The organism is Pseudoalteromonas sp. NZS127, from assembly GCF_015864805.1.
In the GTDB taxonomy this organism is placed as follows: Bacteria; Pseudomonadota; Gammaproteobacteria; order Enterobacterales; family Alteromonadaceae; genus Pseudoalteromonas; species Pseudoalteromonas nigrifaciens.
In genome coordinates, this window is record NZ_JADYWN010000004.1 from 73,675 (window position 1) to 98,728 (window position 25,054).

A 25,054-nucleotide genomic window follows, 5' to 3' on the forward strand; every position below is an offset into this window, starting at 1 on the left:
AGCGTATTATTCAGCGCAAATAGTTTCCCCTTATTTGAGGCTGTATGCGTTTAGATATTCATTGTGCGGATCGAGTTGGTATTGCTCAAGAAATCCTTAATATTTTAGTTAACTATAATGTTGATTTAAAAGGGATTGAAGTCGACTCAGTTAATTGTCGTATGTATGTTAGCTTTCCTGAAATAGAATTTGAGCAGTTTCAAAAAATCATGCCATCAATTCGCTTAATTGATGGTGTGCATGATGTACGCACCACGGCATTTTTACCCTCAGAGCGTGAACATAACGAATTAAATACACTACTAAGAGCACTACCCGATGGCGTTATTTCAATAGATGCCAAAGGTTGGGTGCGTTTATGTAATGACGCAGCGTGCAAAGATTTACAACTAACAGAAAAAGAAGTTATTGGTGCCAATATTAATAACTTACTTAAAGGTTTTAATTTTACTCGCTGGCTTGAGGGTAAAGAAGTACTTGGCCAAACTACGCGCGTAGAAGTGGCAGGTGAAGATTTTATTGCGGATATTTTACCCATTGCTGTTCCGCAAAGTAACGAAGGCGATGTGCTAGCCGGTGCGGTAATAAATATTAAATCGCAAAGTCGCTTAGGCCAACAAGTAAGTGCTTTTAGACGCTATGGACAAGAGAGCTTTGCTACTATTCATAACTTTAGCACTGCAATGCGCCGAGTGGTGCGTGAAGCGCGTAAAATGGCGCAGTTAGAAGCGCCTATTTTAATTACTGGCGAAACCGGTACTGGTAAAGAGTTGCTCGCACGTGCATGTCATTACGCTTCTAATCGCTCTGTTAAGCCTTTTATTGCTTTGTCGTGTGCTTCGCTACCCGATGATGTGGCCGAATCTGAATTATTTGGTTATGCCGGTTACGAAGAAAACGCCGCGCCAAAACGTGGCGTACTTGAACAAGCCGATGGCGGTACTGTATTTTTGGATGAAGTGGGCGAAATGTCTACTCAATTACAAACCAAGTTACTGCGCTTTTTACAAGATGGCACATTTAGAAAAGTAGGCGATGAAAACGAAGTAAAAGTTAATGTACGTATTGTTGCTGCCACTCAAAAAGACTTGCCTGCTATGGTGCAAGAAGGTGTTTTTAGAGAAGACTTATATTACCGTATTAACGTTTTAACGCTAGAAATAGCACCTCTGAGAGATCGCAAAGCCGATGTGGGGCCGCTTGCTGAGCACTTTATTCAAAAGTACGCACAGCAAAATGGTCATGACGTGCCGTTGTTATCACAAGAGTGTTTAAGCTTTTTACAAGATTATCCGTGGCCGGGTAATGTACGCCAATTAGAAAACGCAATTTACCGTGCTGTGTCTTTGTTAGATGACAGTGAATTACGCGTTGAGCATTTACAACTCCCTACATTTACCCATGATTTAGGGTATTTAGAATCAGATTTTGAAGGCTCACTTGATCAAGCAGTTAAACGCTTTGAGGCTACGTTATTACGTAAGCTATATCCTGCTTATCCTAGCTCACGCCAACTAGCAAAGCGCCTTGGTTTAAGCCACACCGCGGTGGCAAACAAGTTACGTGATTATGGTATTAATCGTAAAACAGTAAAAGTTTAGTAACGCAAAGTAATAACTATAAGCTTAAACGTGCGCGGGTAGCTTATAGTTATTTACTTTAATAAAGTAAACTTTGGCTAAACGCGTGTGATACACTTAATTTAATTTTAACTGGTAAGACCTCTGCTGTGAACTTATACATTCGACTTATTTTATTGTTTTTTAAAATTAAACGTAACCATGACTATCAACACTTACTTGATACGGTAGATATTGATTACAAAGCCCTACCTACAGATTGCGATATAAACTTACATTTAACTAATTCACGTTACTTGGCTATGATGGATTTATCGCGCACTTGGTTGACAGAGCGGGTGGGTTTATTAAAGCACATATTAAAACGTCGTTGGTTTCCAATTGTAAACGCGACTGCTATTACTTATATTCGCGATATAAAACCTATGCAGCGTTATACAATTAGCACCCGTTTAGTGGGCTGGGATCATAAGTACTTTTATATAGAGCAAAAATTTCACTCTCAGCGTGGCTTACACGCAATTGCTTATGTACGCGGCGTATTTAAAAGTAAAAAGGGCATAATTAGCATTGAAGAAATGCTGGAAGTAGCTGACTTTAAAGGTGTAGCCCCTATTTTACCAAGTGAAGTAATGCACTGGAAAGAAATGTTAGAGCAGAAAAAAGTAACTAATTTACCACGATAATAATAGTTAACCTGAGCTCTGGTTAGTTATGAGTAATAATCAATAGTTGAAAAAAAAGGCCTTACGGCCTTTTTAACACACATGCTTATTACTATTAAAAGCTGTATTTAACCCCAAACATCGCCACAATTGGGTCAATTTTAACGGTTGACGTTAATGCTTGAGCGCCATCGGCATAGACAGTTGCATCAGTTTCAATATCCATAATTGAAACCATAGCGTGTAGGCCCCATTTTTCATCTATTTTATAGTTAGCACCCACTTGCGCTACAAAGCCAAACGAATCATCAAGTTTAACTTCTACATCATCTGTTCCAAGTACTGTTTTTAGTGCTTGAGAAGGTTGCTCATCAAAGAAAGTTGTATAGTTAACACCTACACCAACAAAAGGGCGAAACGCGTAGCTTGAATCTAAAAAGTGATATTGCGCTACTAACGAAGGAGGTAAATGCTTAATGTTAGCTATTTTATTGCCCGCTAAACCACCCGCGCCATTTATATCATGTGAAAACGGTGTAGCTGCAATTAACTCTAACATCCATTGCTCATTAAAAGCATAATCAACAGTAATACCTAACTGAGTATCTGAACCCGGATTAAGTCCTAGGGCAGAATTTTCGTTAATTGGTGAGCTAGTACTATCAGGGTTTACGTTTATAGCACCCACGTTTACGCTAAAGTTAGCGTGTGCAGCAGGAGAGAGTGCTAATAAAGAGGTGAGTAATGCAATGCTTAATTTAGTTTTCATGTTGTTCTCCAAGAACTACTTTGTGATTGCCGCTATTATTATTCATTAACACAAACAATAACTTGTTTTAGATCAAGGTTTCAGAAATGTTTGAAGTTAGCAAAATCATTTATTGATTTAGATTAAGTTTCTCCACAGTACATAACAAAAGCTATTGACTTATTTAGGTAATATTCAGAATAAAATCAGCCAAGTTTGTTAAACTTATCTTTATGTCTCCTTTTCAATATTAAGCAGGTTAAATGAACGCTACCCAGCAGCTGTTTCTTCATGGTTCAATTTCTAAAGCGCTGCTTAAGTTAGGTATTCCTATAATTTTAATCAATGTTTTACAGTCGGCGTATCAACTCACTGACGCTTTTTGGGTGGGGCGTTTAGGGGCTGCGCAAGTTGCTGCTGTGTCTATTAGTATGCCTGTTACTTTTTTAGTCATTGCCATAGGTGCAGGTTTGGCGATGGCAGGGGCTATTTTATCGGCGCAATATATGGGAGCAGGGCAGCAAGACAAAGTAAATCATGTTGCCGCGCAAACTATGTTAATGGTGACGCTAACAGCCATAGTGCTGGGGGGCATAGGTTATATGCTATCGCCTTATTTTTTAACCCTTTTAGGCGTAGAAGACGCTGTTTATGGCGATGCACTTAAGTTTATGCATGTATCGTTTATTGGGGTTATTTTTGTATTTATTTATGCCATGTTCCAATCGTTAATGCGTGGTATTGGCCAAACAAAAGTACCGCTAATTATTGTGAGCGTGACCGTATTGCTTAATTTTGTACTCGATCCGTTATTTATTTTTGGCTATGGCAGTTTTCAAGGCTTAGGGGTAATGGGAGCTGCACTGGCAACTTTAGTAACGCAGAGCTTAGCTGCACTTGCTGGGGTAATTATATTTTTACGCGGCCGTCATGGTATTCAATTACAGCTAAAAAGTTTTTACCCCGATTGGCAATATATAAAACAAGCCTTCTTTTTAGGCGCTCCGGGTTCAATTGAATTGTCGGCTCGTGCTTTTGGTTTAATTATCATGTCTTTTTTAGTGGCAAGTTTTGGCACGCAAACGATTGCATCTTACGGTGTTGGCTCCAATGTTTTACAAATGGTGATGATCCCAGCAATGGGTTTGTCGATGGCTGTGTCTACATTAGTGGGGCAAAATATGGGCGCAGGAAACCCCAAACGCGCTGCGCAAATAACTCAGCTTGCTAGTTTATGGGGCTTACTAGGCCTGTCGTTTGTGGGAGGGGTAGCCTATTATTTTGCCGAGCATTTAGTTGCATTTTTTATTCCCGATGATGGGGCTGTAATCGCTAAAGGCGCAAAATTTATTCGCATAATGTGTTTAACTTGGGGGGGAATTGGTGTACAACTTTGTGTCGTGGCTGCTTTTAGGGCATCAGGCAATATGCTTAATGCTATGTTAGTTGCCCTGTTATCACAGGGGGTTGTACAGTTTCCTGCGGCGTATATTTTATCTAAACATACGCAATTAGGAGATCACGGTATTTGGTATTCATTTGCCATTACCAACGTAGTTATTGCGCTTATTACCTATGCGTGGTTTGCTCAAGGTTCGTGGCAAAAAACTATTTTAACCAAAGAAGACAAAGACATAGCAAAAATTAGCCAAGAAGCTTTCATCGAAGAAGGCAGTCACTAAACATTGCGGTGGGGTTTGCTGCCGTATAATTAATTTTATAAGGAATAACTATGTCTGTTTTGGTTGCTATAGGGGATCGTGATAATTCTAAGCTGGTGTCGCAGTTACAAGCACGCTTACCTAATATACACATTGAGCAATACTCACAGTGTGAAGATTTCAGTAAAGTTGAGTTTGTATTAGCCTGGTATGCACCAAAAGAACTATGGGCACAATTACCTAATTTAAAAGTGGTGTCGTCGTTTGGTGCTGGGGTTGATAGCATTGATTTAGACTTGCTGCCAGAGCATGTTGAAGTAGTGCGTATTGTTGACTCCCAATTAGAAGTAGATATGGCCGAGTATGTACTTACTCACGTATTGGCGCAAAAACTACAATTAAAAGAATATTATCAAAAACAAGCCGCAACGCAATGGAAACCAAATCGGGTATTAAGTCACAACAAAGTGGCTATTTTAGGCTTTGGTCAATTAGGCAGAGCTTGTGCGCAAAGACTCGTTGATAATGGCTTTAGCGTGAGCGCGTGGGCACAAAGCCATAAAGACGTGAATAACGTGACCATGTATTATGGAGAACATGGGCTAAACGAAATGCTGCCTAATACAGATTATTTAGTGTGCTTATTACCGCTGACCGAAAACACGGCCGGAATTATTAACAAAGATTTATTGGCTAAATTACCCGCCCATGCAGTATTAGTAAATGCGGCACGCGGCCAGCACGTAATAGAAGCTGATTTATTACAGGCACTTAATAGTGACCGTTTACGCGCCGCCACGCTTGATGCATTCGATCAAGAGCCATTACCAAGTGAGCATCCATATTGGCTGCATCCTAAAATAACCATAACACCACATTGCGCTGCATTATCAGATGTTAACTGCGTTATTGAACAAATTGAAGTGAGTATTCAATGCTTAACTAATGGCACACCACTTAAAAACCGGGTTGATAGAACCAAAGGCTATTAGCCACAAAGAAAATGATTTGATAAACATCTTGTTAACAGGTGTAATTTTTATTATTGTATGAAACTTATTCTTACTAATAAAAATAATATCGAGAATACTATGAAGTCTAATCAGGGCGGCGTTAAATTAAGTTTAGTGGTTATATCTATTATAATTTTAGGAGTATCGGCATGGTTTAACCAAGCAAATGCTTGCGAGCTTGCGCTAATACTCTATTAAAACAAAACCTATGCTGAGTTTTTATCAAACCTAGCATAGGTTTTTTGCTATAAGCACTAAAATTATCTCCTTAATTAGTTATCTAATTTAAGTCCTCAGTATGCTGCTTGTTGTATCACACCACAATTTCATTCTTATATTGCTAATAGTTATCGGGTTAGTCCAGATTGACGATGATAGTTGCTCAGCGTCAGCCTTATGCTGGGTGCTAAATTAATAAGCACGACATCGGAGATAAGAATGACGACAGCACCTAAGTACGTAGAAGGGCATAACCTGTTACGCGGGAAATCGGTTTTAGTAACGGCCGCCGCAGGCGCGGGCATTGGCTTTTCAGCCGCATTACGTGCAGCCGAAGAAGGGTGCCGGGCATTAATGATATCTGACATTCATCCACGTCGTTTAGATGAAGCTGTAGCTAATATAAAAGCGCAAACAGGTTTGCAACAGGTATTTGGCCAATTGTGCGACGTAAGCCAAGAAGAACAGGTTCAGGTATTGATCAATGCAGCAGAGGATAAACTCGCAGGTGTTGATGTGCTTATTAATAATGCAGGACTAGGTGGTCAAACCGCTGTAGTAGATATGAGCGACGAGCAGTGGAGTAAGGTGATGGACATTACTCTTACCGGTACATTTCGTATGACCCGTGCAATGCTGCCATTTATGCAACAACGCAAGGCAGGTGTAATCATTAATAATGCTTCAGTATTGGGTTGGCGAGCACAAAAAGAGCAAGCACATTACGCCGCTGCTAAAGCCGGTGTTATGGCATTTACTCGCTGCTCGGCATTAGAAGCTGCTGAGCATGGAGTGCGAATTAACGCGGTATCGCCATCAATCGCTTTACATGAATTTCTTAAAAAAGCCTCAAGTGCCGACGTACTTGAGCAATTAGCCTCAAAAGAAGCCTTTGGTCGTGCTGCCGAAGTATGGGAAATCGCCAACGTGATGATGTTTTTAGCCAGCGATTACTCGTCTTACATGACGGGCGAAGTTGTGTCTGTTAGTTCACAGCGTGCTTAGGGGGGCAAAATGGCAAATAAAATAATTACTAGCAAAACGCAATTACTTGCTTCAACCGGACTTGATTTAGGCGTAAGCGACTGGATTGCAGTAGAGCAAAGCCGTATTGATATGTTTGCCGAGGCAACGGGAGATCATCAATGGATCCATGTCGATCCCATTAAGGCTGCAGAAGGCCCATTTGGCGCATGTATTGCGCATGGTTATTTAACCCTGTCATTAGTTAATTATTTTTTACCTCAGTTGGTAGATGTGCAAAATATAAGCATGGGAGTTAATTACGGCTGCGATAAAGTACGCTTTCCTAATGTGGTTACAGCGGGCAGTAAAGTACGCGGCACAGGGCAAATAATTAGTGTGGAAGAAGTTAAAGGCAGTGTGCAAGTGATCACGCGAGTAACCATTGAAGTGGCAGAGCAACAAAGGCCAGCCTGCGTGGTAGATACCATTAGCCGTTACTCGTTTGTCTAAATGTTTTGGTTAAGCACGACTAAAGCATAACACTTAAACAGCTAGCGGTTATGTTACAAATAATAGTATTAAATTGCTTAATATAAGAGTGCAATTTAAGAATAACGGTTATTGATAAAAGGTTGGATTTAATTACACAAACGAGGGGTAACATGGTCAATACTGATACGCGTTATATTATTTGGTTGCTGGATTTTTTATCTAGCTTGGGAATGGATACCAACACCATTGCTGCCAACAATGGTATCAGTCGCAGTGAGCTCCACAAACCTAATGTGCTCATTAATGCTAAACAGCATCGAGGTTTACTAACTGATGCACAGCAGTGTTATGAGGGCAGCGATCTTGGACTCATATTAGGTTTAAAACGCTCTATTGCTACCCACGACCAACTTGCATATTTAATGATGAGCAGCGCGACGCTGCGCGATGCCAGCCATATTGGGCTTAAATATCAAAATTACTCAGGCCGCTTTTCTGGTAATTTAGTAGTGACCTCCTTTAGTGAAATTCAAGCCGAAGGCTGTTATCAAATTGACGCTAAAACTGAGCTGGGTGAATTGCGTGTATTAGCAATAGAAGATTTACTTGCCAATATAGTCACTACTTGTCGTTGGGTGCTTGGTCAAGCATTGCCTATTACTAAACTACGTTGTAATTATCCGGCGCCAGTTCATGCTGAGCGTTACCAAGCCATTTTTAATTGCCCCGTCGAATTTGATGCCCCAGTAACCCAGCTATTTTTTGATGCTGCGATTTTGGATCAACGACTCCCGCAGTCGAGCCCAGAAAGTGTCAACTTTTATAAAAAACTGTGCGAAGAAAAAAGCATTACTCGAAATCATGGCGACATAGCATGGCGCTTGTCGCAAATTATTGTTGAAGATCCTGCCAGTCCTCCATCGCTGCACGATGCAGCACTAAAGCTGCATTGTAGTTGCCGTACCTTGAGCCGTAAGTTATTGGCGCAAGGTTGGCGCTATCAACAATTAATCGATCAAGTACGAGAGATACATGCGCGGCGACATTTGAGCGATCCTACGTTATCAATCACCCGCATTGGTCAGCAACTTGGGTATGCCGATAGTTCGGGGTTTCATCGCGCTTTTAAAAAATGGACTGGGTTGTCGCCAAGTGCTTTTCGCCATGCGTTATTTGCGGTGCGCTAATCGCTAGTTAATGGCCAGATCGGATAACAACTTGGCGCAATGAGACAAGCTTTATTAACCACTCAGACCTATTATTTTAACCATGATTTAACATGTTTATTTTGCACAGCAACAGGAAGGTATAATAATAATGAAAAAATATGATGGCCTTAATCAATCAATGCTAGAGCGCTTTGCAACTCGTCCGGGTCGCAAAGAATTATTACCAGAGTTAAGCGAAAAAGCGCAAGTTGCGCTTATGTGTCGCATGCTTATTCGTGAAGGATGGGATGAGCATATTGCAGGGCATATTACTTACCGATTAGAAAACGGTAATATTTTAACTAATCCATGGGAGCTCGCTTGGGGGGAGTTAACCGCCAGCGATATCGTTACGCTAGACCCAAAGGGGAATGTGCTTGATAGTGATTGGAATGTGACCCCAGCGATAGGTTTGCATTTACAGCTGCACGCAATGCGACCTGATGTACATGTTGTTATTCACAATCATCCGCATTGGAGTGGTATTTGGGCTTGTATGCAAAAAGTGCCGCCAGTATATGACCAAGCAAGTGCTTATTGTGGTGTTGAATTACCACTTTATGATGAATATGAAGGCACCTTTGAAAACGAAGCAACTAGCTTATCAGCAGTTGAAGCGCTCGGTGATGCTAAGTGGGCATTACTGGCAAACCACGGCTCGTTAGTGGTGGGTAAAAATCTGCGCCAAGCACACCTAAGAGCAATTACTTTAGAGTGGCGCAGTAAACGCGCGTATGAAGTGGAATTAGCAGGTGGCGGACGACCATTAAGTGATGAAGAAGTTAAAAAAGTGTCTATTGCTGACGACAACGGTTTCCCTTTTGTTTGGGAAGCAATGGCGCGTAAAGAATTACGCCTAGATCCAGGTTTAGTCGACTAAATTTGTCGGATTCACTTAGCTAAGTAGAAGGAATAAAAAATGAAGCTTACAGTAACTCCGCTTGATAATGTTGGCGTAGAAGTGTCGGGTTTCGATATTAACGAGCCACTTACCGATGAAATAAAAGCTGAACTAAAAGCACTATGGTACGAACACGCTATTTTAGTGTTTCGTGATCAGGATATTAGCCCTGAAAAGCAAATTGAGTTTAGTCGCATTTTTGGCCCGTTAGAATTACATCCGTTAAAAGTTACCACCAGTGATAAATATCCAGAGTTATTTGTGCTACAAAATGGTGGCCCTATGGATAAGTTTCAAACTGCTTTTTATAAAGGCGAAGAAATTGTGGGTCGGTTAGATTGGCACATGGATTTGCATTATACAGCGCGTCCAAATCATGGTGCACTGTTGCGCGCTGTGGTGGTGGCAGCAGAAGATGGCATGACCGGTTTTGGCGATTTAGCAAAAGCGTACGATGCACTCGACGACGACACTAAAGCTTTAATTGAACAGCTAGAAGTGGTTTACAGCTTTAGTATGCAGCGCCGTCATATGCGCTACGTTAACTTAGACGGTTATGAGCCTGGCCCTAACAGCCCAACAAAACCAACCGACATTGGCTTTCCTGACTTTTCAGACGCTGCTTACCCTATGGTAGTTACACACCCGATCAGTGGCCGTAAAGTACTTGAGGTGGTAGAGCAGTTTTTAGATAGAGTTGTTACTCCACAGCAATTTGGTTTATCGAATGATGAATCTATAGAGCTACTTGAGCGACTTGTTGCGCATGTACAAAAGCCGGAATTTACTTACTTTCATAAATGGCGCGAAGGCGACATGGTACTGTGGGATAACTGGCGTGCAATGCACTGCACTACCGGCACTAAGCCAGGGATCAATCGCGTTATTAACCGCACCACCATTGAGGGCGATATAACGCTTGGCCGTGTGTTAAAAACAGAATAACTTTACATCTATTGCAGCAGCTTAAATTAACCAGCTGCTGCTTTTTTATATCTTTCATTAATACTTACCAGCCTCTACACGACATTTCAATCTGCTAATTTTTAATCTATAGCATGCACTTAATATACTTGCTTTTAATACGCAGATTTATTACCTAAGCAGAATAAGTAAGTTAAACCGTTACGCAGTTTGCTATAACGGTTGTTAAATTAAGTGCTAGGGCGTGTTTATTTTTCGAGGTTAAATTGGCAGGTGCTTAGCGGCGCTGCGCCCAGCGAGCCTGCCAAAAAAAGTGGCATCTCCAACCGACATACCACTGGCATATCCCTTGGCTGTACGTGGTAATCCCGCGGTGGCTCGACCAGCTGCATAAAGCCCACTTATTATTTCATTGTCTAAATTAACCACTTCACCCGTAGTGAATGTTTTTAGCCCACCAAGCGTAAATATGAGCGGGCCTTTGGTGCCGGGCATAATTACAGCAGTCATTTCACTTGCAGAGTATTCTAATAAGGCAAAAGGGGGCTTGTTTAACGGTTTTAGCCACTCGGCGGTTTTATGAAATAGTGGGTCTTGTTTATTACTGGCGTGCTGATTAAAGTAGCTAACAGTTTGCTCAAGTATACCGGCCGGGAAGGGCGCTTCACTGGCAACTTCTGCTATGCTATCGCCAGTGGCAACAATGGCTGCACGTTGTAAATAATGCGACGCCTCAAAATCCTCTTCTTGTACTAACAAATAAAACTTTTGCTCAGCTTGTTGGCAAGAATAATGCGCCAATCTGGCTAAATACGCATCTTCATTTATATAACGCTGACCGTGTTTATTTAGTAAAATACCGTAGGTTAGCTTTGCTGGTGGATAGAGCGGAAACGACATAAAAGCCTGTTCCATATTAATTGTTTGCCCGCCGACTGCTTGGCCTAATTGAATACCATCCCCCATATCGAAGGTGTTGCCATAAGGTACGCAATACTCAAGTAGCTCAGGCATATATTGACGTGTCATGGTGTCGTTCATTACAAAGCCACCGGTGGCTAATACCACACCACGAGTTGCACGAATCGCAATTTCTCGGTTGTCGCGCTTAGCAATTACGCCGCAAACACGATTGTTTTTATCTACTAATAAAGCAATAGCGCGACAATCATTAATTACCTCAGCGCCCGCGCCTGCGATGCGCTGCATTATGGCATCCATAAATATTTTACCGCCTTCGTCGCCCACTTTAGAGGGCACGTGACCGCGTGGAACGGGCTTAGCAATGGTATTAAAAGGGTGAGCTTTTTCATTACCGGTAAATAATAACGACTCATCACTGAGTGGCACTACTGTACGCTCTAAAAAGGCTGCGCGTTTATAAGGTACACCAAGGGATTCAACCCAATCAAAATGTCCTGCAGCGCCTTGTGCATAACAACGCATCTTATCTTCATCGCCATACGGGCCAAGTGCTTCGCGTAAATAAGCCAGCATGTTTTCGGTGCTATCTTCTAAACCTAACTCTTTTTGTAATGCAGTGCCGCCACTGCCGCCTAAATACATTTCACAGCTTGATAATGCAGTCGAGCCACCCCCAGCACTGGCACGTTCTAAAATAGTAACCTTAGCACCTAAGGTTACAGCTTCTAGTGCGGCGGCGGCTCCTGCGCCGCCATAACCGCACACGAGTACGTCGGTGCTAATATCAAAGTGACTAATCGATTCAAAAGCGCGAACTTTGTGTGTGCTTAGTATTGGGTTCAAGTTATATCCTTATAAGTATTTAATATTTAGTGTTTAAAACTTGCCACTGCGCATCATGGCGTCCATACCACCATCTACATAAATAATGCTGCCATGCACAAAAGAGGCTTGGGCTGATTGTAAAAAACTGACCGCATCGGCAATTTCACTTGGCTGACCATTGCGACCAATAGGCGCAACAAAGTTACGTACGGCTTCGCCAAAACGTGGATCTTGCTTAGAGGCTTCGTGCAGTGGAGTTTCAATTGCACCAGGCGCAACTAAGTTAATACGTACGCCGGTACTCCCCGTTTTAACGGCTAAACGACGACAATGCACAGTGAGTGCATATTTAGACGCAGAATAGGCTATTTGTGGTTGGCCAAACTCATCTGCCAGTGCGCGAGCGGCTGGCTCATCATTGTTGAGCATTAACTCAATAATAGGATGTGGATCTGCCACTTGTTGACTAGCGGCCACTGAGCCAATAACGGTAATAGCTGGCTGCTCACCTTTAGCGAGTGCAGGTTGAAGTAATTCAATTAACTCGGTTGAGCCAAAATAATTAACCGAAACCACTAAACTGCTACTTGGTGCGGTAACGCCAAGGCCCGCACAACAAACTAGGCCATCTAGTTTACCATTGGCTAATTTGATAACTTGCTCTGCGGCATTAGCGCGACCTTCGGGGGATGATAAATCGGCATTAACCTCGGCTTGATGGCGGTCTATGCCGATCACAGTATGACCTGCTGCGCGTAGTTTTTCACAAACGGCGGCGCCAATCCCTGATGCTGAACCTGTAACTGCGGTAACTGACATAATAAACTCCTAGCATTATTGGTTAATAGTAATTAAAACAAAGTTTAATTTACTGAATGGGTTTTATGAGTTGTTTTGCTTGATAAGATTTTAATTTAAACAGTAAAAATACCGATATTAATGTTGTACTCGTACTAATAAGTAAAGCATAACGTAAGGATTCAACACCGGCCACCTCGCTAAATACTTCACTAAGCACGCCCACCAACATAGGCCCAACACCTATGCCTAAAAAAGTAATCAGCACGGTTTGCATTGAAATAGCCAATGCCCGCTGAGTGCCCGGTACAATTGAAGTGAGTAATGTGAGACAAGGGCTAACCCACCATACAGAAAAGAAACTCGCTAAGGTGCAAAACAGCATAGCAAATGGAATACCGGCAAAAAATAGGTCATCGCCTAAGCCTTTAGGCCATAAAAAATATATAACAATAAATACCCACCCCAGTATATGGCCTAGTATAGGTAGCCATAAAACACCTTTTCGTCTGGCGATTCTATCAGCCAAATAGCCACTAGAAAGAATTCCAATCGCTGCCGCACCGCCGCCAAAAAAGCCTGCCATCATGCCGGCTTGGCTCAGTGTTAAGTCGTGGCTGCGTACTAAAAAAGTGGCATTCCACATGCCAAACGCATTTGCGCCTAACGTTGCAATGGCGCTTGAGCAAACTAATAGTCGATAATCTTTGCGCTTTAACAATGCTTTTGTTGATGCTCTAAAACCTGTGGTTAGTGCAGGCTGCAGCGGTGAAGTTGGAGAGCTAATGGCATCATCGTATTGACCGCGTTTAGGTTCGGGCATCACAAAAAATAGCAAAAAAGAAATAAACAAAGCGGGAGTAGAGATAATAAAAAAGGTTTCTCGCCATCCATACAGCTCTACCCAATATGCACCTAAGGTAAGCGCAATAATGGCGGCAAAGGTAGCGCCAGAGGTAAAACAGCTAATCGCAAATGAGCGTCGCTCAACCGGGTAACTGTCCGAAAGTAACGATAAAGAGGCCGAAGTAACCGGTGCTTCAGCTACTGCCACCAACATACGCATTATTAGTAAACTAATAAAGCCTGCAGTTATGCCGCTAAGTGCTGTAATAATGCCCCACACTAATGCGCTGGCGGCTAACAAACGTGTGCGGCTCACTTTGTCAGCAAGTCTGCCGGCCGATAAACCGGTTAAAGTAAATACAATGGCAAAACCTAGGCCAGTTAATAAGCCCATTTGCGCATCTGAGGCGCCAAATTCAGCTTTGATGGGTTCAATCATCACCGCCATAATTTGTCGCCCAACAAAACTTTCTATATAAAATAAAGTAAGCACCAACAATAAAGCATGTTGGCGCCAATTAGATTTTTTTATGTTCAAGCTTTCGCCGCCTTTAAGGCCTTAGCCATAGTCATTGCGGTGTCGTCTATCATATCTTCTTGTCCGCCTACGGTTTTTAAGCGCCCGAGTTCAAGTAAAATATCACGTGCAGGTACACCGTATTTTTTCTCGGCGCGTTCTGCAAATAATAAAAATGACGAATAAACACCTGCATAACCCAAAGTTAATGAGTTTCGGTCAATACGAATAGGTTGATCCATCATTGGCATGACTAAGTCTTCAGCAACATCCATAATTTTGTATAAATCAATACCGTGATTAACTGCCATACGATCAAGTACTGCGGTAAATACTTCCAACGGCGTATTACCTGCACCGGCACCTAAACCGGCCACCGAACCATCGATGCGGTTAGCGCCCATTTCGATTGCCGCCAGCGAATTTGGAATACTCATGCCTAAATTATGATGACCATGAAAGCCAATTTCGGTCTCGCTGTTAAGTTCGCTGCGCAGTAACGCAATACGGGTACTTACGTCGTCGGGCAACATGTAACCAGCAGAATCCGTACAGTAAATACAGTTAGCACCGTAAGACTCCATTAGTTTAGCCTGTGCAAGTAGCTCCTCTGGGCTGATCATATGTGCCATCATTAAAAAGCCAACGGTATCTAAACCCATTTTACGCGCTGCGCTAATATGCTGCTCTGAAACGTCAGCTTCAGTACAGTGAGTAGCCACTCGAATTGTACTTACGCCATGATCATAAGCCATTTTTAAGTGATCAACCGTTCCTATGCCCGGAATTAATAACGCTGAGACTTTAGCTTGGGTCATTTTTGGCACTACAGCACTTAGGTATTCTTCATCGGTATGAGCAGGAAAACCATAATTAAGTGAAGAGCCGCCTAAACCGTCGCCATGGGTAACCTCAATTAAAGGAATGCCCGCCTGATCTAAGCCAGTGGCAATAGATACCATTTCATCTAAGCTAATTTGATGTTGCTTAGCATGCATACCATCACGTAATGACATATCGTGCAGGGTAACTTTTTTACCTTTTAAATCCATGATATTACTCCTTAAGATTGACTATCTGATGGCGATTGACCTAGCATTTGTAGTGCAAACATTTCTGCAGTACGCGCGGCCGACGCGGTCATTATGTCAAGGTTACCGGCATATTTAGGCAAGTAATCGCCCAAACCTTCAACCTCTAAAAATATAGACACTTTACGACCATCAAACACCGGGCCATTTTTTAGTTTATAGCCTGGAACATACTTTTGTACTTCAGCAATCATTTCATGCACAGATGCAGTGATAGCGGCTTGATCTGGCTCTGTTTCGGTTAAGCAATGGATGGTGTCGCGCATTAATAATGGTGGCTCAGCAGGGTTAATTATAATAATGGCTTTGCCTTTTTTAGCGCCACCAATTTGCTCCACTGCGCCTGAGGTAGTGCGAGTAAATTCATCAATATTTTGGCGTGTACCTGGGCCAACTGATTTTGATGAAACAGTGGCAACAATTTCACCATATTCAACCGGCTGTACGCGCGATACCGCAGCAACCATAGGAATAGTTGCTTGGCCGCCACAGGTCACCATGTTAACGTTTTTAATATCAGCATTAAGTTGATTTAGGTTAACCGGAGGCACACAAAAAGGGCCAATAGCCGCTGGGGTTAAATCTATCATCAACACGCCTTTTGCATTCACTTTAGCTGAGTTTTCACCATGCACGTAGGCTGAGGTTGCATCAAAAGCAATTTTGATTTCATCGGCTTCAATATGCGGTATTAAGCCATCGATACCGTCGGCGGTGGTTTTAATACCCAATTCGCGTGCGCGCGCTAAGCCTTCTGAGTCAGGGTCTATGCCTACCATCCAAACGGGTTCTAATATCTCACTGCGTTTGAGCTTATAAAGTAAGTCAGTACCAATGTTTCCTGAACCGATCAGGGCGCATTTAATCTTTTTCATGTTACTTCCCTCGTGGGTTAACTGTTAATCGCAAAAGCTGACAGAGCATGAACCGAGACCTTCGATCTCCATACTAAAATGATCGCCGCTGTTAGCATCTATTAGAGGAGCCAGAGCTCCCGACAGAATAATTTCGCCTTTTTTAAACTCTATACCATACTCGCCTAGCGTATTTGCCAGCCATGCAACTGCTTGCGCAGGATGCCCTTGTACTGCTGAGCCCACACCGGTTACTGCTTGTTTACCATTGTGTTTAACTACCATAGTGGCTGCAGCTAAATCGAGTGTGCTAGGGTCGGTATGTTTATCACCAATTACAAATACCCCGCATGAGGCGTTATCGGCCACGGTATCAACGATGGTGATTTGCCAGTTTTCGATACGCGAATCAACAATTTCAAAACACGGTGCCACCCAATCAGTCGCAGCAAGTACTTGCTCTGCGGTAACGTTTGGGCCTTGTAAGTCGTGTTTAAGGCAAAACGCAATTTCGCCTTCGGCGCGTGGTTGAATTAAATGTGATTTTTTAAGGCTAATATTACTGCCATCAGGGTGGTGCATAGTGTTGGTTAAAAAGCCAAAGTCGGGCTGATGCACATTAAGCATTTTTTGCACTGCTTCACTGGTAACACCAATTTTTTTACCAATGATTTTTTCGCCAGCCTGAGTGCGTATTGCCAGTGTTTTTAACGACACTTGATAGGCATCGTCGATTGTAAGCTCAGGGTTATTTTTAATTAATGGCGCAATAGGTGTGCGCTGTTGCTGCGCATCATAAAGAATTTGTGCTAAATGCTGTTGTAGTTCGCTCATGCGCTTTTATCCTCTGTAGACCAAAGATCAGGTAAGCCAGGATCGGTTTGATGAATAAGGCGTTTAAGTAATAGCTTTAATGCCATTACGTCGCCTGCACCAAGCTCTGTAATGAGCTCTTCTTCAATTACTTTTGCTTGCGCAATATGGTGTAGTGAGGTTTCTCGCCCAGCGGTGGTAAGTTGGTAATTGTCTTCGCTTTTTTGGCAAATAAGATCCTGCTTTTCTAAAAAGGCCATATCTTCAAGATTGACACTGTGGCCGGTATAATCAAGGTGGGTATTTAGCTGCTCTAAACTCAGATTTTGCTGAATATTTAATACCGATAATGCAAAAAAGTGTGAATCTTCCAGCGCTTGCTCATCGAGTACTTTACGCATGCGGTACAGCATTTGAAAATGTGAACGCCCAAGCAAGTAACCTAGTAAATCTTCGTTGTAGCTGCACTGTGGCGCTGTAGGTTCACTAGATAAGTTAACCGCTGCCCACGGTTTACGTGCAGTCATTGCGTACTGACCTTGCTGAAACACCAGTGGCGGTAGTGCTTGATGATCAAACCCCAGTACTTCACCTATAAAAATAAGATGATCCCCCCCATCGTGCGTTACCATATTACGACACTGAAAACGCGCGCTACAATCGGCAATAAGTGGTGCAGAGCTAATCCCCGCTTCGAGATTAGTGTCATTAAATTTGTCTTCGCCTTTTGCGGCAAATTTATTTGACAGCTCTTGTTGGTGCTGCGAGAGAACATGAACGTTCCAGTGCTCGGCCTCGCTAAAGGCAGCCACACTAAGAGAGGTTTTTGCCAAGCTCCATAGCACCATAGGTGGGTCTAACGAAACAGAATTAAAGCTGTTTGCGGTAAGACCAACAGGGGTGCCATCTGGAGCGGTGGCAGTAATAATTGTTACGCCAGTAGTAAAACTACCGAGCGCCTGTCTAAATGCCTGACTATCAAATTCTGCTTGTGCCATGTTAACTCGCCTTATTACTGTTATATAACTTCAGTATCATGATCTGGCTATTTTTCATCATCGTCTTAATGGACTAAACAACACAGGCATTTGCTATTTATATGATTACTCAGCAATTTATTTAGGTTATTTTATATTAAACAATGGCTAAGTTTTATTACGAAGGTTAGCTTTAAGTGGCCTATTTAAATAGGGCAAAATAGTGACTGCAGCAACCGTACATTAAATAATTTAAATACGAGAGCTCGTCCAAGTGGACGAGGTTTATTTGAGTAAAAACAGCTAGAAAGGAAGCACAGCTCAATTAGTTTACTTGCAATGCAAAAGCTGCAATATGGTGTGTAAGCAAATATTGTTCGCCAGGCAAGTGTAAAACCTAGTAAGGATATAGTGCATGAACAGCAAAGATTCAGGTTCAATGGCAGCTTTGCTGCAGCATCAGCAACAAGCGCATAAATTGCAAATGTTGGTAACTGCAGCGCAAAGGCGAGAGCGTATTCAACAAGTTATAAATTTACTTGTAGAGCATCACCAAGCATTTGCCGAGGCAATAGAAGCTGACTTTAATGGTCGCAGCCAAGGCTTTTCTATTATGAATGATGTGCTCGGCTCGCTAGCCAGCCTTAAATATACCCGCGACAACTTAGAGCCATGGCTTAAAAGTGAAAGCCGCGAAGTGTTTGCCCCTTATAATCAACTCGGTAGTACCGCACGGGTAGAATACCAACCCAAAGGCAGTGTGGGTATTATAGGTACTTGGAATGCGCCACTTTATACCTTATTTGCCCCGTTGGCGTGTGTATTAGGGGCGGGTAACCGCGCCATACTTAAACCATCTGAGGTCACGCCTAAAACAGCGGCCTTAGTAGCGCAATTATTTGCCAAACACATAGACCCATTACTAGTGAGTGTAGTTACAGGTGGCGCCGACACTGGTGCTAAATTTAGCGAACTGCCGTTCGAGCATTTAGTATTTACTGGTAGTACCCAAGTAGGTAAAAAAATTATGGCGGCAGCGGCTAAAAATTTAGTGCCAGTTACCTTAGAGCTTGGCGGTAAATCGCCGGCAGTGCTTAGCCAAGATTGCGATTTAAGCGAAAGTTGCAAACGCTTAGCCTTAGCAAAAAGTAATAATGGCGGCCAAGTGTGTGTTAGCCCTGACATTGTTTATGTACCGCGTAATAAGCTTGATCAAGTGGCTGCATTATTACTCGAAAATTTTCGTCACTTTTATCCAGAAATCACTCATAATCCAGATTTTGTACCTAGCGTTAACCGCCAACATTGCCAGCGAGTTGTCGATTTAGTTGAGCAAGCTCGCGATGCTGGATGCCAAGTTCTTAGTAGTCATGAGGTTGCTAATTTAGCAGAGTTGGTCACAAGCGATAAACGTTTACCACTGCAATTAGTTATATCCCCAGATAAAGAGCTGGATATTATGCAGCAAGAAATATTTGGCGCTGCATTAGTGCTACTTCCTTATGATGATATAGATGGCGTTATTAACGATATTAACAGCCGTGCTAAACCACTAGCGCTGTATTATTTTGGCGAAAATGACGCAGAGCTGAGTAAGCTTTTAGCAAACACTTCATCGGGTGGAGTAGCGGTAAATGATTGCTTAATGCATGCGGCAATGCATGATGCGCCATTTGGTGGCGTAGGTGCATCGGGTATGGGGCATTATCATGGTCGTGAAGGCTTTTTAGCCTTTAGCCATCAGCGTACTGTATTTGTTGCCCCAAAACACGACCCTCGTGGTGAGTGGGGCTTATTACCGCCGCATCATGAGCAATTTAAAGCCATGATGGTCGCGCAAGTAACGGCCGACTGACGTTAACCGGCACTGTTACTTTAATAATAACAGTGCCTAATATTACTTATTAATTCCTGCCTTTTAGTCTTTGTTATTTCTCATTATTTTTAGTTATCGTTCATGCGGACTATTTAGTTTTTGTAATAGTGTGCGAGGATAAAAACCTTACATTTATTGTTGATAAACACGCGATTATAACGTGATACAGCAATTTGCTTTTTGTAATTATGAAAACGCAATACGTTAAGTTTTTAGGCCGTGCAAAGCGGTCTCAAAATTAACTTATGTAGTGTTAGGTACAGCGCGCGTAACTGGCGATATTCCTGTTAGTTAATTTTACTCGCGTTCAATTTTAAACAAGGACTAAATAGTGAATATTAATAAAAAACCACTAAATGCAGCGATAGCGTTAGCCTTAATTAGCATGGCAAATTCGACACTAGCGGCTCAAGAGCAAAGTACTAAAAAAGAAGGTTTGGAAGTGATCCAAGTAACCGCGCAAAAGCGGGTACAAAACTTACAAGAGCTACCTACGGCAGTTACCGTGTTTAATGCCCAAGCATTGGCCGATAAAGGCATTACTGATGTTGAAGATCTCAGTGTATATACGCCAAACATGCAAATATCAGAAACTCCAGGCGGCAGTACTGGTGCTACAATTGCTATTCGTGGCTCGGTTACAATTAACCCTGCGGTTACCTGGGAGCCCACCACTGGTGTGTATATAGACGGGGTATTTGTATCTAAAAATGTCGGTGGTTTATTTGATGTAGCCGCTATAGAGCGCGTTGAAGTACTGCGCGGGCCGCAGGGGACGCTTTATGGTAAAAATACAATAGGTGGGGCGCTTAATATTGTAACGCGTAAACCCAGTGGTGAGTTTACCGGCGAAGTACGCGTAGGGGCGGGTAACTACGGTATGACAGATGTTTATGTTACTGCCGACTCGGCGCAAATTAACGACAAACTCAGTTTTAATTTTACCGCTAATAAAAAACAGCGCGACGGCTTTTACGATAACCTTTCGACAAGTTCTGATATTGATAAGTTTAAAGAGCTTGATTCTACCTCACTGCGTTTTGGTGCCTTGTATGAGCACAGCGATAATCTAGAGTTTTACTACACTTACGATAGCAGTAATAAAAAAAACACTCCTCCGTTGGGCCAAGTTTATATTGCCGGTGCAATGCCAGAAGATACAAAAGATCGCCAAGAAAGTGCTGCATTAGATGGCGCTATATTTGATCGCTCTAAAAGCTCGGGTCATGCACTTACAGTTACATGGCAGCAAAGTAATAACTTAACTATTAAGTCAATTACGGCACTACGTGAAATAGATTACGATGATGGCAATGACTACGATGGCGCTGATTTTCTTGGCTTTCATACCTACCGCCATGTAGAGCATGAGCAAGTATCACAAGAGCTACAATTTATTGGTGATATAGATAATTTAACCTACGTTGCAGGCTTGTTTTACTTTAAAGAAGAATCTGATGTAAACAACCCGTATGTACTGGGTTTTGGCACAGTGAATAACTATTATGGTGTTGAGTCTACCTCGGTTGCCGCTTATGGTAATGTAGAATATCGACTAAGCGACAAGCTAATGTTGGCAGGGGGTCTGCGTTGGACCACAGAAGAAAAATCATTTTATATAGAACACCCAGATGACTTTAGCTTTGCTTATTTTTTCCCACTGCCATACACCACAGCGGGCGATACTTGGAATAACACCTCGGCTATGGCATCACTTAACTATGAGTTAGCCGACAATATTCACAGCTATGTAAAAGTATCACAAGGCTGGAAAGCGGGTGGTTTTAACGGTGAAGCAGCAACTCAAGCATTAGCAGTAAAACCCTATGCACCAGAGGAAGTAATTGCCTACGAATGGGGCCTTAAATCGCGCTGGTTAGATCAACGCATTCAAGCCAATATAGCGGTGTTTTATAACGATATTACCAATATGCAAATGTCGGAATACTTAGGTGCGTACTCAGATATTCAAAACGCAGGCTCGGCAAAAGTGGCGGGGTTAGAGTTTGAATTAGTAGCGGCATTAACCGATGATTTAACGCTAAACTTTAATTACGGTTTGTTAGACCCTAAATACGACAAGTTTATTACTTACGATGTGTACACTGGGGTAGCAAACGATGTTACCGACAGTGCCGAGTTTCCCTATAGTCCAAAAAATAAATGGTCGCTTGGGTTAAATTACATTAGTGAAACAGCCCTTGGTGAATTTAGCGCCGGTGCCGACTACAGCTTTGTGGACGATCACTTTGCGTTTCATAATCAACCTTCAGCCCAATATACTCGGATTGAAAAATACAACTTACTTAACGCCCGAGTTTCACTTAAAAGAATTGCCGGCAGTGACTTTAGTGCCTCTATTTGGGGTAAAAACATGACCGACGAAGAGTACCGAATTAACGGTGTGCCGTTGGGTGATTCGTCAGGGGTATTCATTGGTGGCTTAAATTACTATGGCGACCCAGTAACTTATGGAGCAGAAATAACTTACTCATTTTAATAAAGAGTTACAGCTAAAAAGAGCCCCTACTTTTTAAGTAGGGGCTCTTTTTTGTATCTATAATTTATTTTAAAATAGATTAGTCTTGGGTATAAGCTACGGTGCCTTTAGGCACATATACGCCATTTACTTTGCTTTGGAACTCTTCTTTACGCGCTCTTGGATTAAAGAACTGTTTGTACCAAATACGCGCTTTCATAAACGGGCCATCGCTTGGTAAAAACAACCCATTAAAACAAGGTGCTTTATTTGTCCACACTTGGAAGTCTTGCATAAATGCAAACTTACTTGCGTCTTGGAACTGGCGTGCTGCTACTTCATCCTCTACTGTGGCTACTTCATTGCCACCCGGTGATTTAACTAATAATGCGTGCCAAACTCTAATTGAACCATCCTCTACAGGGGTATGCGTTATCATTAAGTAAGACTCGTAATAGCCAGTCAAATGTGAAATTAATACGCCCGGACCATGGTATTTAGTTATTGTATGCAGCACTGGGCTTGCGCCATCTTCGCCTACTAAAGTACGGTGCGGACCACATTGACGTTGAATTGCTTCGTGGCCATCAAATTCATTTTCGTAGCGCTGTACGGTAGAGCCGTGAATTGGTGCTAAATGGCTATAATCACAAATGTTATCAATAACTTCTTGCGGATGCTGCTCAAGTATTCCCAAGTCGTCAAAGCGCCAATGTACCCACGCTTTATCGTCCCATTGTGGCAAACTTGGGTGATCCCACTCAGGATCACCATTTTCAGGATCGTGCCATATCCAAATTGCACCCATGCTCTCGGCCACAGGCCACGCTTTAATACAGGCTGTTTTTGGGATTGGTCCGTCGTGGTAAGGAATGTCGTCACATTGGCCATCAGGGCCAAAACGCCATGCATGATAAGGACAACGAATGCTATCGCCTTCGATGTTGGTACCACCGCCATCAATAATAACGTAAGAGGTATCATTTTCGGCGGCTAAATGCGTTTTCATATGCGGGCAATATGCGTCGAGTAGTACCACTCGACCTGTTGCTCTACCGCGATATAGTGCGAAATCGCGACCAAAAAACCGTACGGCTAGGGGCTTATGCGTGTTGATCTCTTCAGCCGTAGCTATCATGAACCAACCTCTTGGGAATGTATAATCGCCGAGGCGATAATCTTGTGTAGTGGCCATAAGTATTCCTTTTTATATTTAGGTAGTAGATGTACTTGAATTATTGTCTGAGGTGCAATCTGCTTTATTATTATAAGATTGCGCTGTTTTATCGTTATCACTTACTTTACTTGCTATTCGTTGTTGATAAGGGCCAATGGCTTTGTAGTAAAACCAAACCGAAAACAACGATAAAGCAATCATCACTGCAATGGCGTACTTAAGGCCTTCACCCGCATCACCAACAGAAAATAAGTCACTGAGTGTACCGGTTAGCAATGGGCCAATACCGGCACCAAAAAAGGTTAAAAATAAACTTAAGATTGCAATGCTAGTAGCTCTTTGAAAGCTGTTAACTAAATGGCTCACTGCAGCGAATGCAAGTGTTGGCCACCAGCTATTAAAAAAGCTAAAGCCAGCAGCAAATATAATCGCGTGCGGTATTTTAAGGCTCCCTAATTGCCAAAAGGCGCCGGCAGGCCAAAGTAAAAAAGCCAAGCCAAAAGGAATACTAATTAATACGCCAATCGCAGGCATACGTAATTGCCAACGACAGTCTTTTTGGCTTAGTTTGTCGCAGTAATAACCGCTAAACATTGACCCAGTAGCAGCAAAAACACCACTGGCTATACCAAAGGTAAGGCCTGCATGTGAAAGTGACATATCGTAATTGCGTACCATAAAAGTAGGGGCCCAAATGGCGTAACCATAGCCGACCATGCCAGCAACGGCAGTACCCATACAAATTAAGAAAAACCCTTTTAGTTTCATAATATCGGCAACAGCACGGAAAAAGTTTTCTTGCGGTTGGGCACGAATATTACGCTCAGCATCGGTGTCATAAACACCTAAGCCAGGGTCTTTTGCAAAAACATAAAGTAGCAATGCTAGTAATAGCCCTGGAATACCGAAAAAGATGAATACTGCGCGCCAGCCGTGCTCTTGGGCTATCCAACCACCTAATGCCATGGCGGCTAACAAACCAATGTGTGGGCCAAGCATATATAAGCTAATTGCAAATGAGCGACGATGTGGAGGGTATAAATCAGATACCATAGAAATAGACGGTGATGTACCGCCTGCTTCACCAATGGCAACTGTCATACGGGCAACTACAAATTGCCAAAATTGGGTAACAACACCGCTGGCCATAGTGGCAAGGCTCCAGAGCCCACAACATACCGCAATAATATTTTTACGGTCGGTGCCTCTATCGGCCATACGGCTTAACGGAAAGCTAACCGCAGAGTATAAAACGGCAAATGCAAGGCCGCTCACCGCGCCCATAATAGTATCTGATACGCCAAACTCTAATTTAATTGGCTCAAGAACAATGGCAATTAAATTGCGATCGATATACGAAAAAACGTAAATAATAGAAAGCAATAATAGCGTCAGACGAGTCCGACCTGCGCTTAATGAACTTTGACCTACTTGCATTTATTGCACTCTCTTTTTGATATTGTTTTAAGCTACCTTAACTTTGCTAATAATTTCAGCATC

At 42.5% G+C, this 25,054-nt stretch carries 21 protein-coding genes; 11 read left to right on the top strand and 10 right to left on the bottom strand.

Going from position 1 to position 25,054, the window contains the following annotated elements; translation table 11 throughout:
* The first annotated feature begins 44 nt into the window (after window positions 1-44).
* Window positions 45-1,601 carry a transcriptional regulator TyrR gene (gene tyrR, locus I6E78_RS05315; RefSeq protein WP_011328814.1) on the top strand — a complete coding sequence of 519 codons (1,557 nt, stop codon included), beginning with the start codon at window positions 45-47 and terminating at the stop codon, window positions 1,599-1,601.
* Window positions 1,602-1,729: 128 nt separating this feature from the next.
* Complete coding sequence (locus I6E78_RS05320) at window positions 1,730-2,266, top strand: thioesterase family protein (RefSeq protein WP_197182117.1); 537 nt, start codon at window positions 1,730-1,732, stop codon at window positions 2,264-2,266.
* Between the two features lie 94 nt (window positions 2,267-2,360).
* On the opposite strand, the gene I6E78_RS05325 is transcribed toward I6E78_RS05320, so the two are convergent.
* A complete protein-coding gene (locus I6E78_RS05325; RefSeq protein ID WP_197182118.1) occupies window positions 2,361-3,014 on the bottom strand; it encodes an OmpW/AlkL family protein in 654 nt (217 codons plus the stop codon).
* Between the two features lie 242 nt (window positions 3,015-3,256).
* Between I6E78_RS05325 and I6E78_RS05330 the strand changes: the two genes are divergently transcribed.
* The 7 genes from I6E78_RS05330 (at window position 3,257) to I6E78_RS05360 (ending at window position 10,398) form a co-directional block, all read left to right on the top strand.
* Window positions 3,257-4,675 carry an MATE family efflux transporter gene (locus tag I6E78_RS05330; protein WP_011328811.1) on the top strand — a complete coding sequence of 473 codons (1,419 nt, stop codon included), beginning with the start codon at window positions 3,257-3,259 and terminating at the stop codon, window positions 4,673-4,675.
* A gap of 50 nt (window positions 4,676-4,725) precedes the next feature.
* Window positions 4,726-5,646, top strand: coding sequence for a 2-hydroxyacid dehydrogenase (locus I6E78_RS05335; protein WP_192532602.1), 921 nt, complete (start codon window positions 4,726-4,728; stop codon window positions 5,644-5,646).
* Between the two features lie 459 nt (window positions 5,647-6,105).
* Window positions 6,106-6,891 (top strand): SDR family oxidoreductase, encoded by a 786-nt coding sequence (locus I6E78_RS05340; protein WP_058373853.1) that lies wholly within the window; start codon window positions 6,106-6,108, stop codon window positions 6,889-6,891.
* A 9-nt stretch (window positions 6,892-6,900) separates the two neighbouring features.
* Window positions 6,901-7,362 carry a MaoC family dehydratase gene (locus I6E78_RS05345; protein ID WP_179807452.1) on the top strand — a complete coding sequence of 154 codons (462 nt, stop codon included), beginning with the start codon at window positions 6,901-6,903 and terminating at the stop codon, window positions 7,360-7,362.
* Window positions 7,363-7,514: 152 nt separating this feature from the next.
* Window positions 7,515-8,531, top strand: a complete 1,017-nt coding sequence (locus I6E78_RS05350; RefSeq protein ID WP_197182119.1) for an AraC family transcriptional regulator — start codon at window positions 7,515-7,517, stop codon at window positions 8,529-8,531.
* A gap of 130 nt (window positions 8,532-8,661) precedes the next feature.
* Window positions 8,662-9,432, top strand: coding sequence for a class II aldolase/adducin family protein (locus I6E78_RS05355; RefSeq protein ID WP_011328805.1), 771 nt, complete (start codon window positions 8,662-8,664; stop codon window positions 9,430-9,432).
* Between the two features lie 39 nt (window positions 9,433-9,471).
* A complete protein-coding gene (locus tag I6E78_RS05360; RefSeq protein ID WP_011328804.1) occupies window positions 9,472-10,398 on the top strand; it encodes a TauD/TfdA dioxygenase family protein in 927 nt (308 codons plus the stop codon).
* A 240-nt stretch (window positions 10,399-10,638) separates the two neighbouring features.
* Here I6E78_RS05360 and I6E78_RS05365 read toward each other — a convergent pair whose 3' ends face one another.
* From I6E78_RS05365 to I6E78_RS05395, 7 genes are read right to left on the bottom strand one after another with little or no spacing between them, the layout of a single operon-like run.
* Window positions 10,639-12,144, bottom strand: a complete 1,506-nt coding sequence (locus tag I6E78_RS05365) for an FAD-dependent oxidoreductase (protein ID WP_197182120.1) — start codon at window positions 12,142-12,144, stop codon at window positions 10,639-10,641.
* A 33-nt stretch (window positions 12,145-12,177) separates the two neighbouring features.
* A complete protein-coding gene (locus tag I6E78_RS05370) occupies window positions 12,178-12,945 on the bottom strand; it encodes an SDR family oxidoreductase (RefSeq protein ID WP_197182121.1) in 768 nt (255 codons plus the stop codon).
* Between the two features lie 49 nt (window positions 12,946-12,994).
* Window positions 12,995-14,308, bottom strand: a complete 1,314-nt coding sequence (locus I6E78_RS05375; protein ID WP_041454514.1) for an MFS transporter — start codon at window positions 14,306-14,308, stop codon at window positions 12,995-12,997.
* Window positions 14,305-15,339 carry a 4-hydroxy-2-oxovalerate aldolase gene (gene dmpG, locus I6E78_RS05380; protein WP_011328800.1) on the bottom strand — a complete coding sequence of 345 codons (1,035 nt, stop codon included), beginning with the start codon at window positions 15,337-15,339 and terminating at the stop codon, window positions 14,305-14,307. The genes I6E78_RS05375 and dmpG overlap by 4 nt, the downstream gene beginning before the upstream one ends.
* Before the next feature lie 11 nt (window positions 15,340-15,350).
* Complete coding sequence (locus tag I6E78_RS05385) at window positions 15,351-16,253, bottom strand: acetaldehyde dehydrogenase (acetylating) (RefSeq protein WP_011328799.1); 903 nt, start codon at window positions 16,251-16,253, stop codon at window positions 15,351-15,353.
* Window positions 16,254-16,277: 24 nt separating this feature from the next.
* Entirely contained in the window at window positions 16,278-17,066 is a 789-nt protein-coding gene (locus I6E78_RS05390) for a fumarylacetoacetate hydrolase family protein (RefSeq protein WP_011328798.1), read from the bottom strand.
* On the bottom strand, window positions 17,063-18,043 hold the full coding sequence (locus I6E78_RS05395) for a flavin reductase (protein WP_011328797.1): 981 nt from the start codon (window positions 18,041-18,043) through the stop codon (window positions 17,063-17,065). The genes I6E78_RS05390 and I6E78_RS05395 overlap by 4 nt, the downstream gene beginning before the upstream one ends.
* Window positions 18,044-18,437: 394 nt before the next feature.
* Here I6E78_RS05395 and I6E78_RS05400 point away from each other — a divergent pair, with 394 nt between their 5' ends.
* Window positions 18,438-19,877: a coniferyl aldehyde dehydrogenase gene (locus tag I6E78_RS05400; protein ID WP_197182122.1), complete on the top strand. Its 1,440-nt coding sequence runs from the start codon at window positions 18,438-18,440 to the stop codon at window positions 19,875-19,877.
* Window positions 19,878-20,229: 352 nt separating this feature from the next.
* Window positions 20,230-22,398, top strand: a complete 2,169-nt coding sequence (locus tag I6E78_RS05405; RefSeq protein ID WP_011328795.1) for a TonB-dependent receptor — start codon at window positions 20,230-20,232, stop codon at window positions 22,396-22,398.
* A 79-nt stretch (window positions 22,399-22,477) separates the two neighbouring features.
* Here I6E78_RS05405 and I6E78_RS05410 read toward each other — a convergent pair whose 3' ends face one another.
* Together I6E78_RS05410 and I6E78_RS05415 are read right to left on the bottom strand one after the other, a co-directional pair.
* Window positions 22,478-23,572: a Rieske 2Fe-2S domain-containing protein gene (locus I6E78_RS05410; RefSeq protein WP_011328794.1), complete on the bottom strand. Its 1,095-nt coding sequence runs from the start codon at window positions 23,570-23,572 to the stop codon at window positions 22,478-22,480.
* Between the two features lie 18 nt (window positions 23,573-23,590).
* Complete coding sequence (locus I6E78_RS05415; protein WP_011328793.1) at window positions 23,591-24,991, bottom strand: spinster family MFS transporter; 1,401 nt, start codon at window positions 24,989-24,991, stop codon at window positions 23,591-23,593.
* Between the last annotated feature and the right edge of the window lie 63 nt (window positions 24,992-25,054).

What these genes read in the sequence shown, in the direction of transcription:
- tyrR (WP_011328814.1), top strand. Translation starts at nt 45, where the DNA reads ATGCGTTTAGATATTCATTGTGCGGATCGAGTTGGTATTGCTCAAGAA.
- I6E78_RS05325 (WP_197182118.1), bottom strand. Translation starts at nt 3,014, where the DNA reads ATGAAAACTAAATTAAGCATTGCATTACTCACCTCTTTATTAGCACTC.
- I6E78_RS05330 (WP_011328811.1), top strand. Translation starts at nt 3,257, where the DNA reads ATGAACGCTACCCAGCAGCTGTTTCTTCATGGTTCAATTTCTAAAGCG.
- I6E78_RS05335 (WP_192532602.1), top strand. Translation starts at nt 4,726, where the DNA reads ATGTCTGTTTTGGTTGCTATAGGGGATCGTGATAATTCTAAGCTGGTG.
- I6E78_RS05340 (WP_058373853.1), top strand. Translation starts at nt 6,106, where the DNA reads ATGACGACAGCACCTAAGTACGTAGAAGGGCATAACCTGTTACGCGGG.
- I6E78_RS05345 (WP_179807452.1), top strand. Translation starts at nt 6,901, where the DNA reads ATGGCAAATAAAATAATTACTAGCAAAACGCAATTACTTGCTTCAACC.
- I6E78_RS05350 (WP_197182119.1), top strand. Translation starts at nt 7,515, where the DNA reads ATGGTCAATACTGATACGCGTTATATTATTTGGTTGCTGGATTTTTTA.
- I6E78_RS05355 (WP_011328805.1), top strand. Translation starts at nt 8,662, where the DNA reads ATGAAAAAATATGATGGCCTTAATCAATCAATGCTAGAGCGCTTTGCA.
- I6E78_RS05360 (WP_011328804.1), top strand. Translation starts at nt 9,472, where the DNA reads ATGAAGCTTACAGTAACTCCGCTTGATAATGTTGGCGTAGAAGTGTCG.
- I6E78_RS05370 (WP_197182121.1), bottom strand. Translation starts at nt 12,945, where the DNA reads ATGTCAGTTACCGCAGTTACAGGTTCAGCATCAGGGATTGGCGCCGCC.
- dmpG (WP_011328800.1), bottom strand. Translation starts at nt 15,339, where the DNA reads ATGGATTTAAAAGGTAAAAAAGTTACCCTGCACGATATGTCATTACGT.
- I6E78_RS05385 (WP_011328799.1), bottom strand. Translation starts at nt 16,253, where the DNA reads ATGAAAAAGATTAAATGCGCCCTGATCGGTTCAGGAAACATTGGTACT.
- I6E78_RS05390 (WP_011328798.1), bottom strand. Translation starts at nt 17,066, where the DNA reads ATGAGCGAACTACAACAGCATTTAGCACAAATTCTTTATGATGCGCAG.
- I6E78_RS05395 (WP_011328797.1), bottom strand. Translation starts at nt 18,043, where the DNA reads ATGGCACAAGCAGAATTTGATAGTCAGGCATTTAGACAGGCGCTCGGT.
- I6E78_RS05400 (WP_197182122.1), top strand. Translation starts at nt 18,438, where the DNA reads ATGAACAGCAAAGATTCAGGTTCAATGGCAGCTTTGCTGCAGCATCAG.
- I6E78_RS05410 (WP_011328794.1), bottom strand. Translation starts at nt 23,572, where the DNA reads ATGGCCACTACACAAGATTATCGCCTCGGCGATTATACATTCCCAAGA.
- I6E78_RS05415 (WP_011328793.1), bottom strand. Translation starts at nt 24,991, where the DNA reads ATGCAAGTAGGTCAAAGTTCATTAAGCGCAGGTCGGACTCGTCTGACG.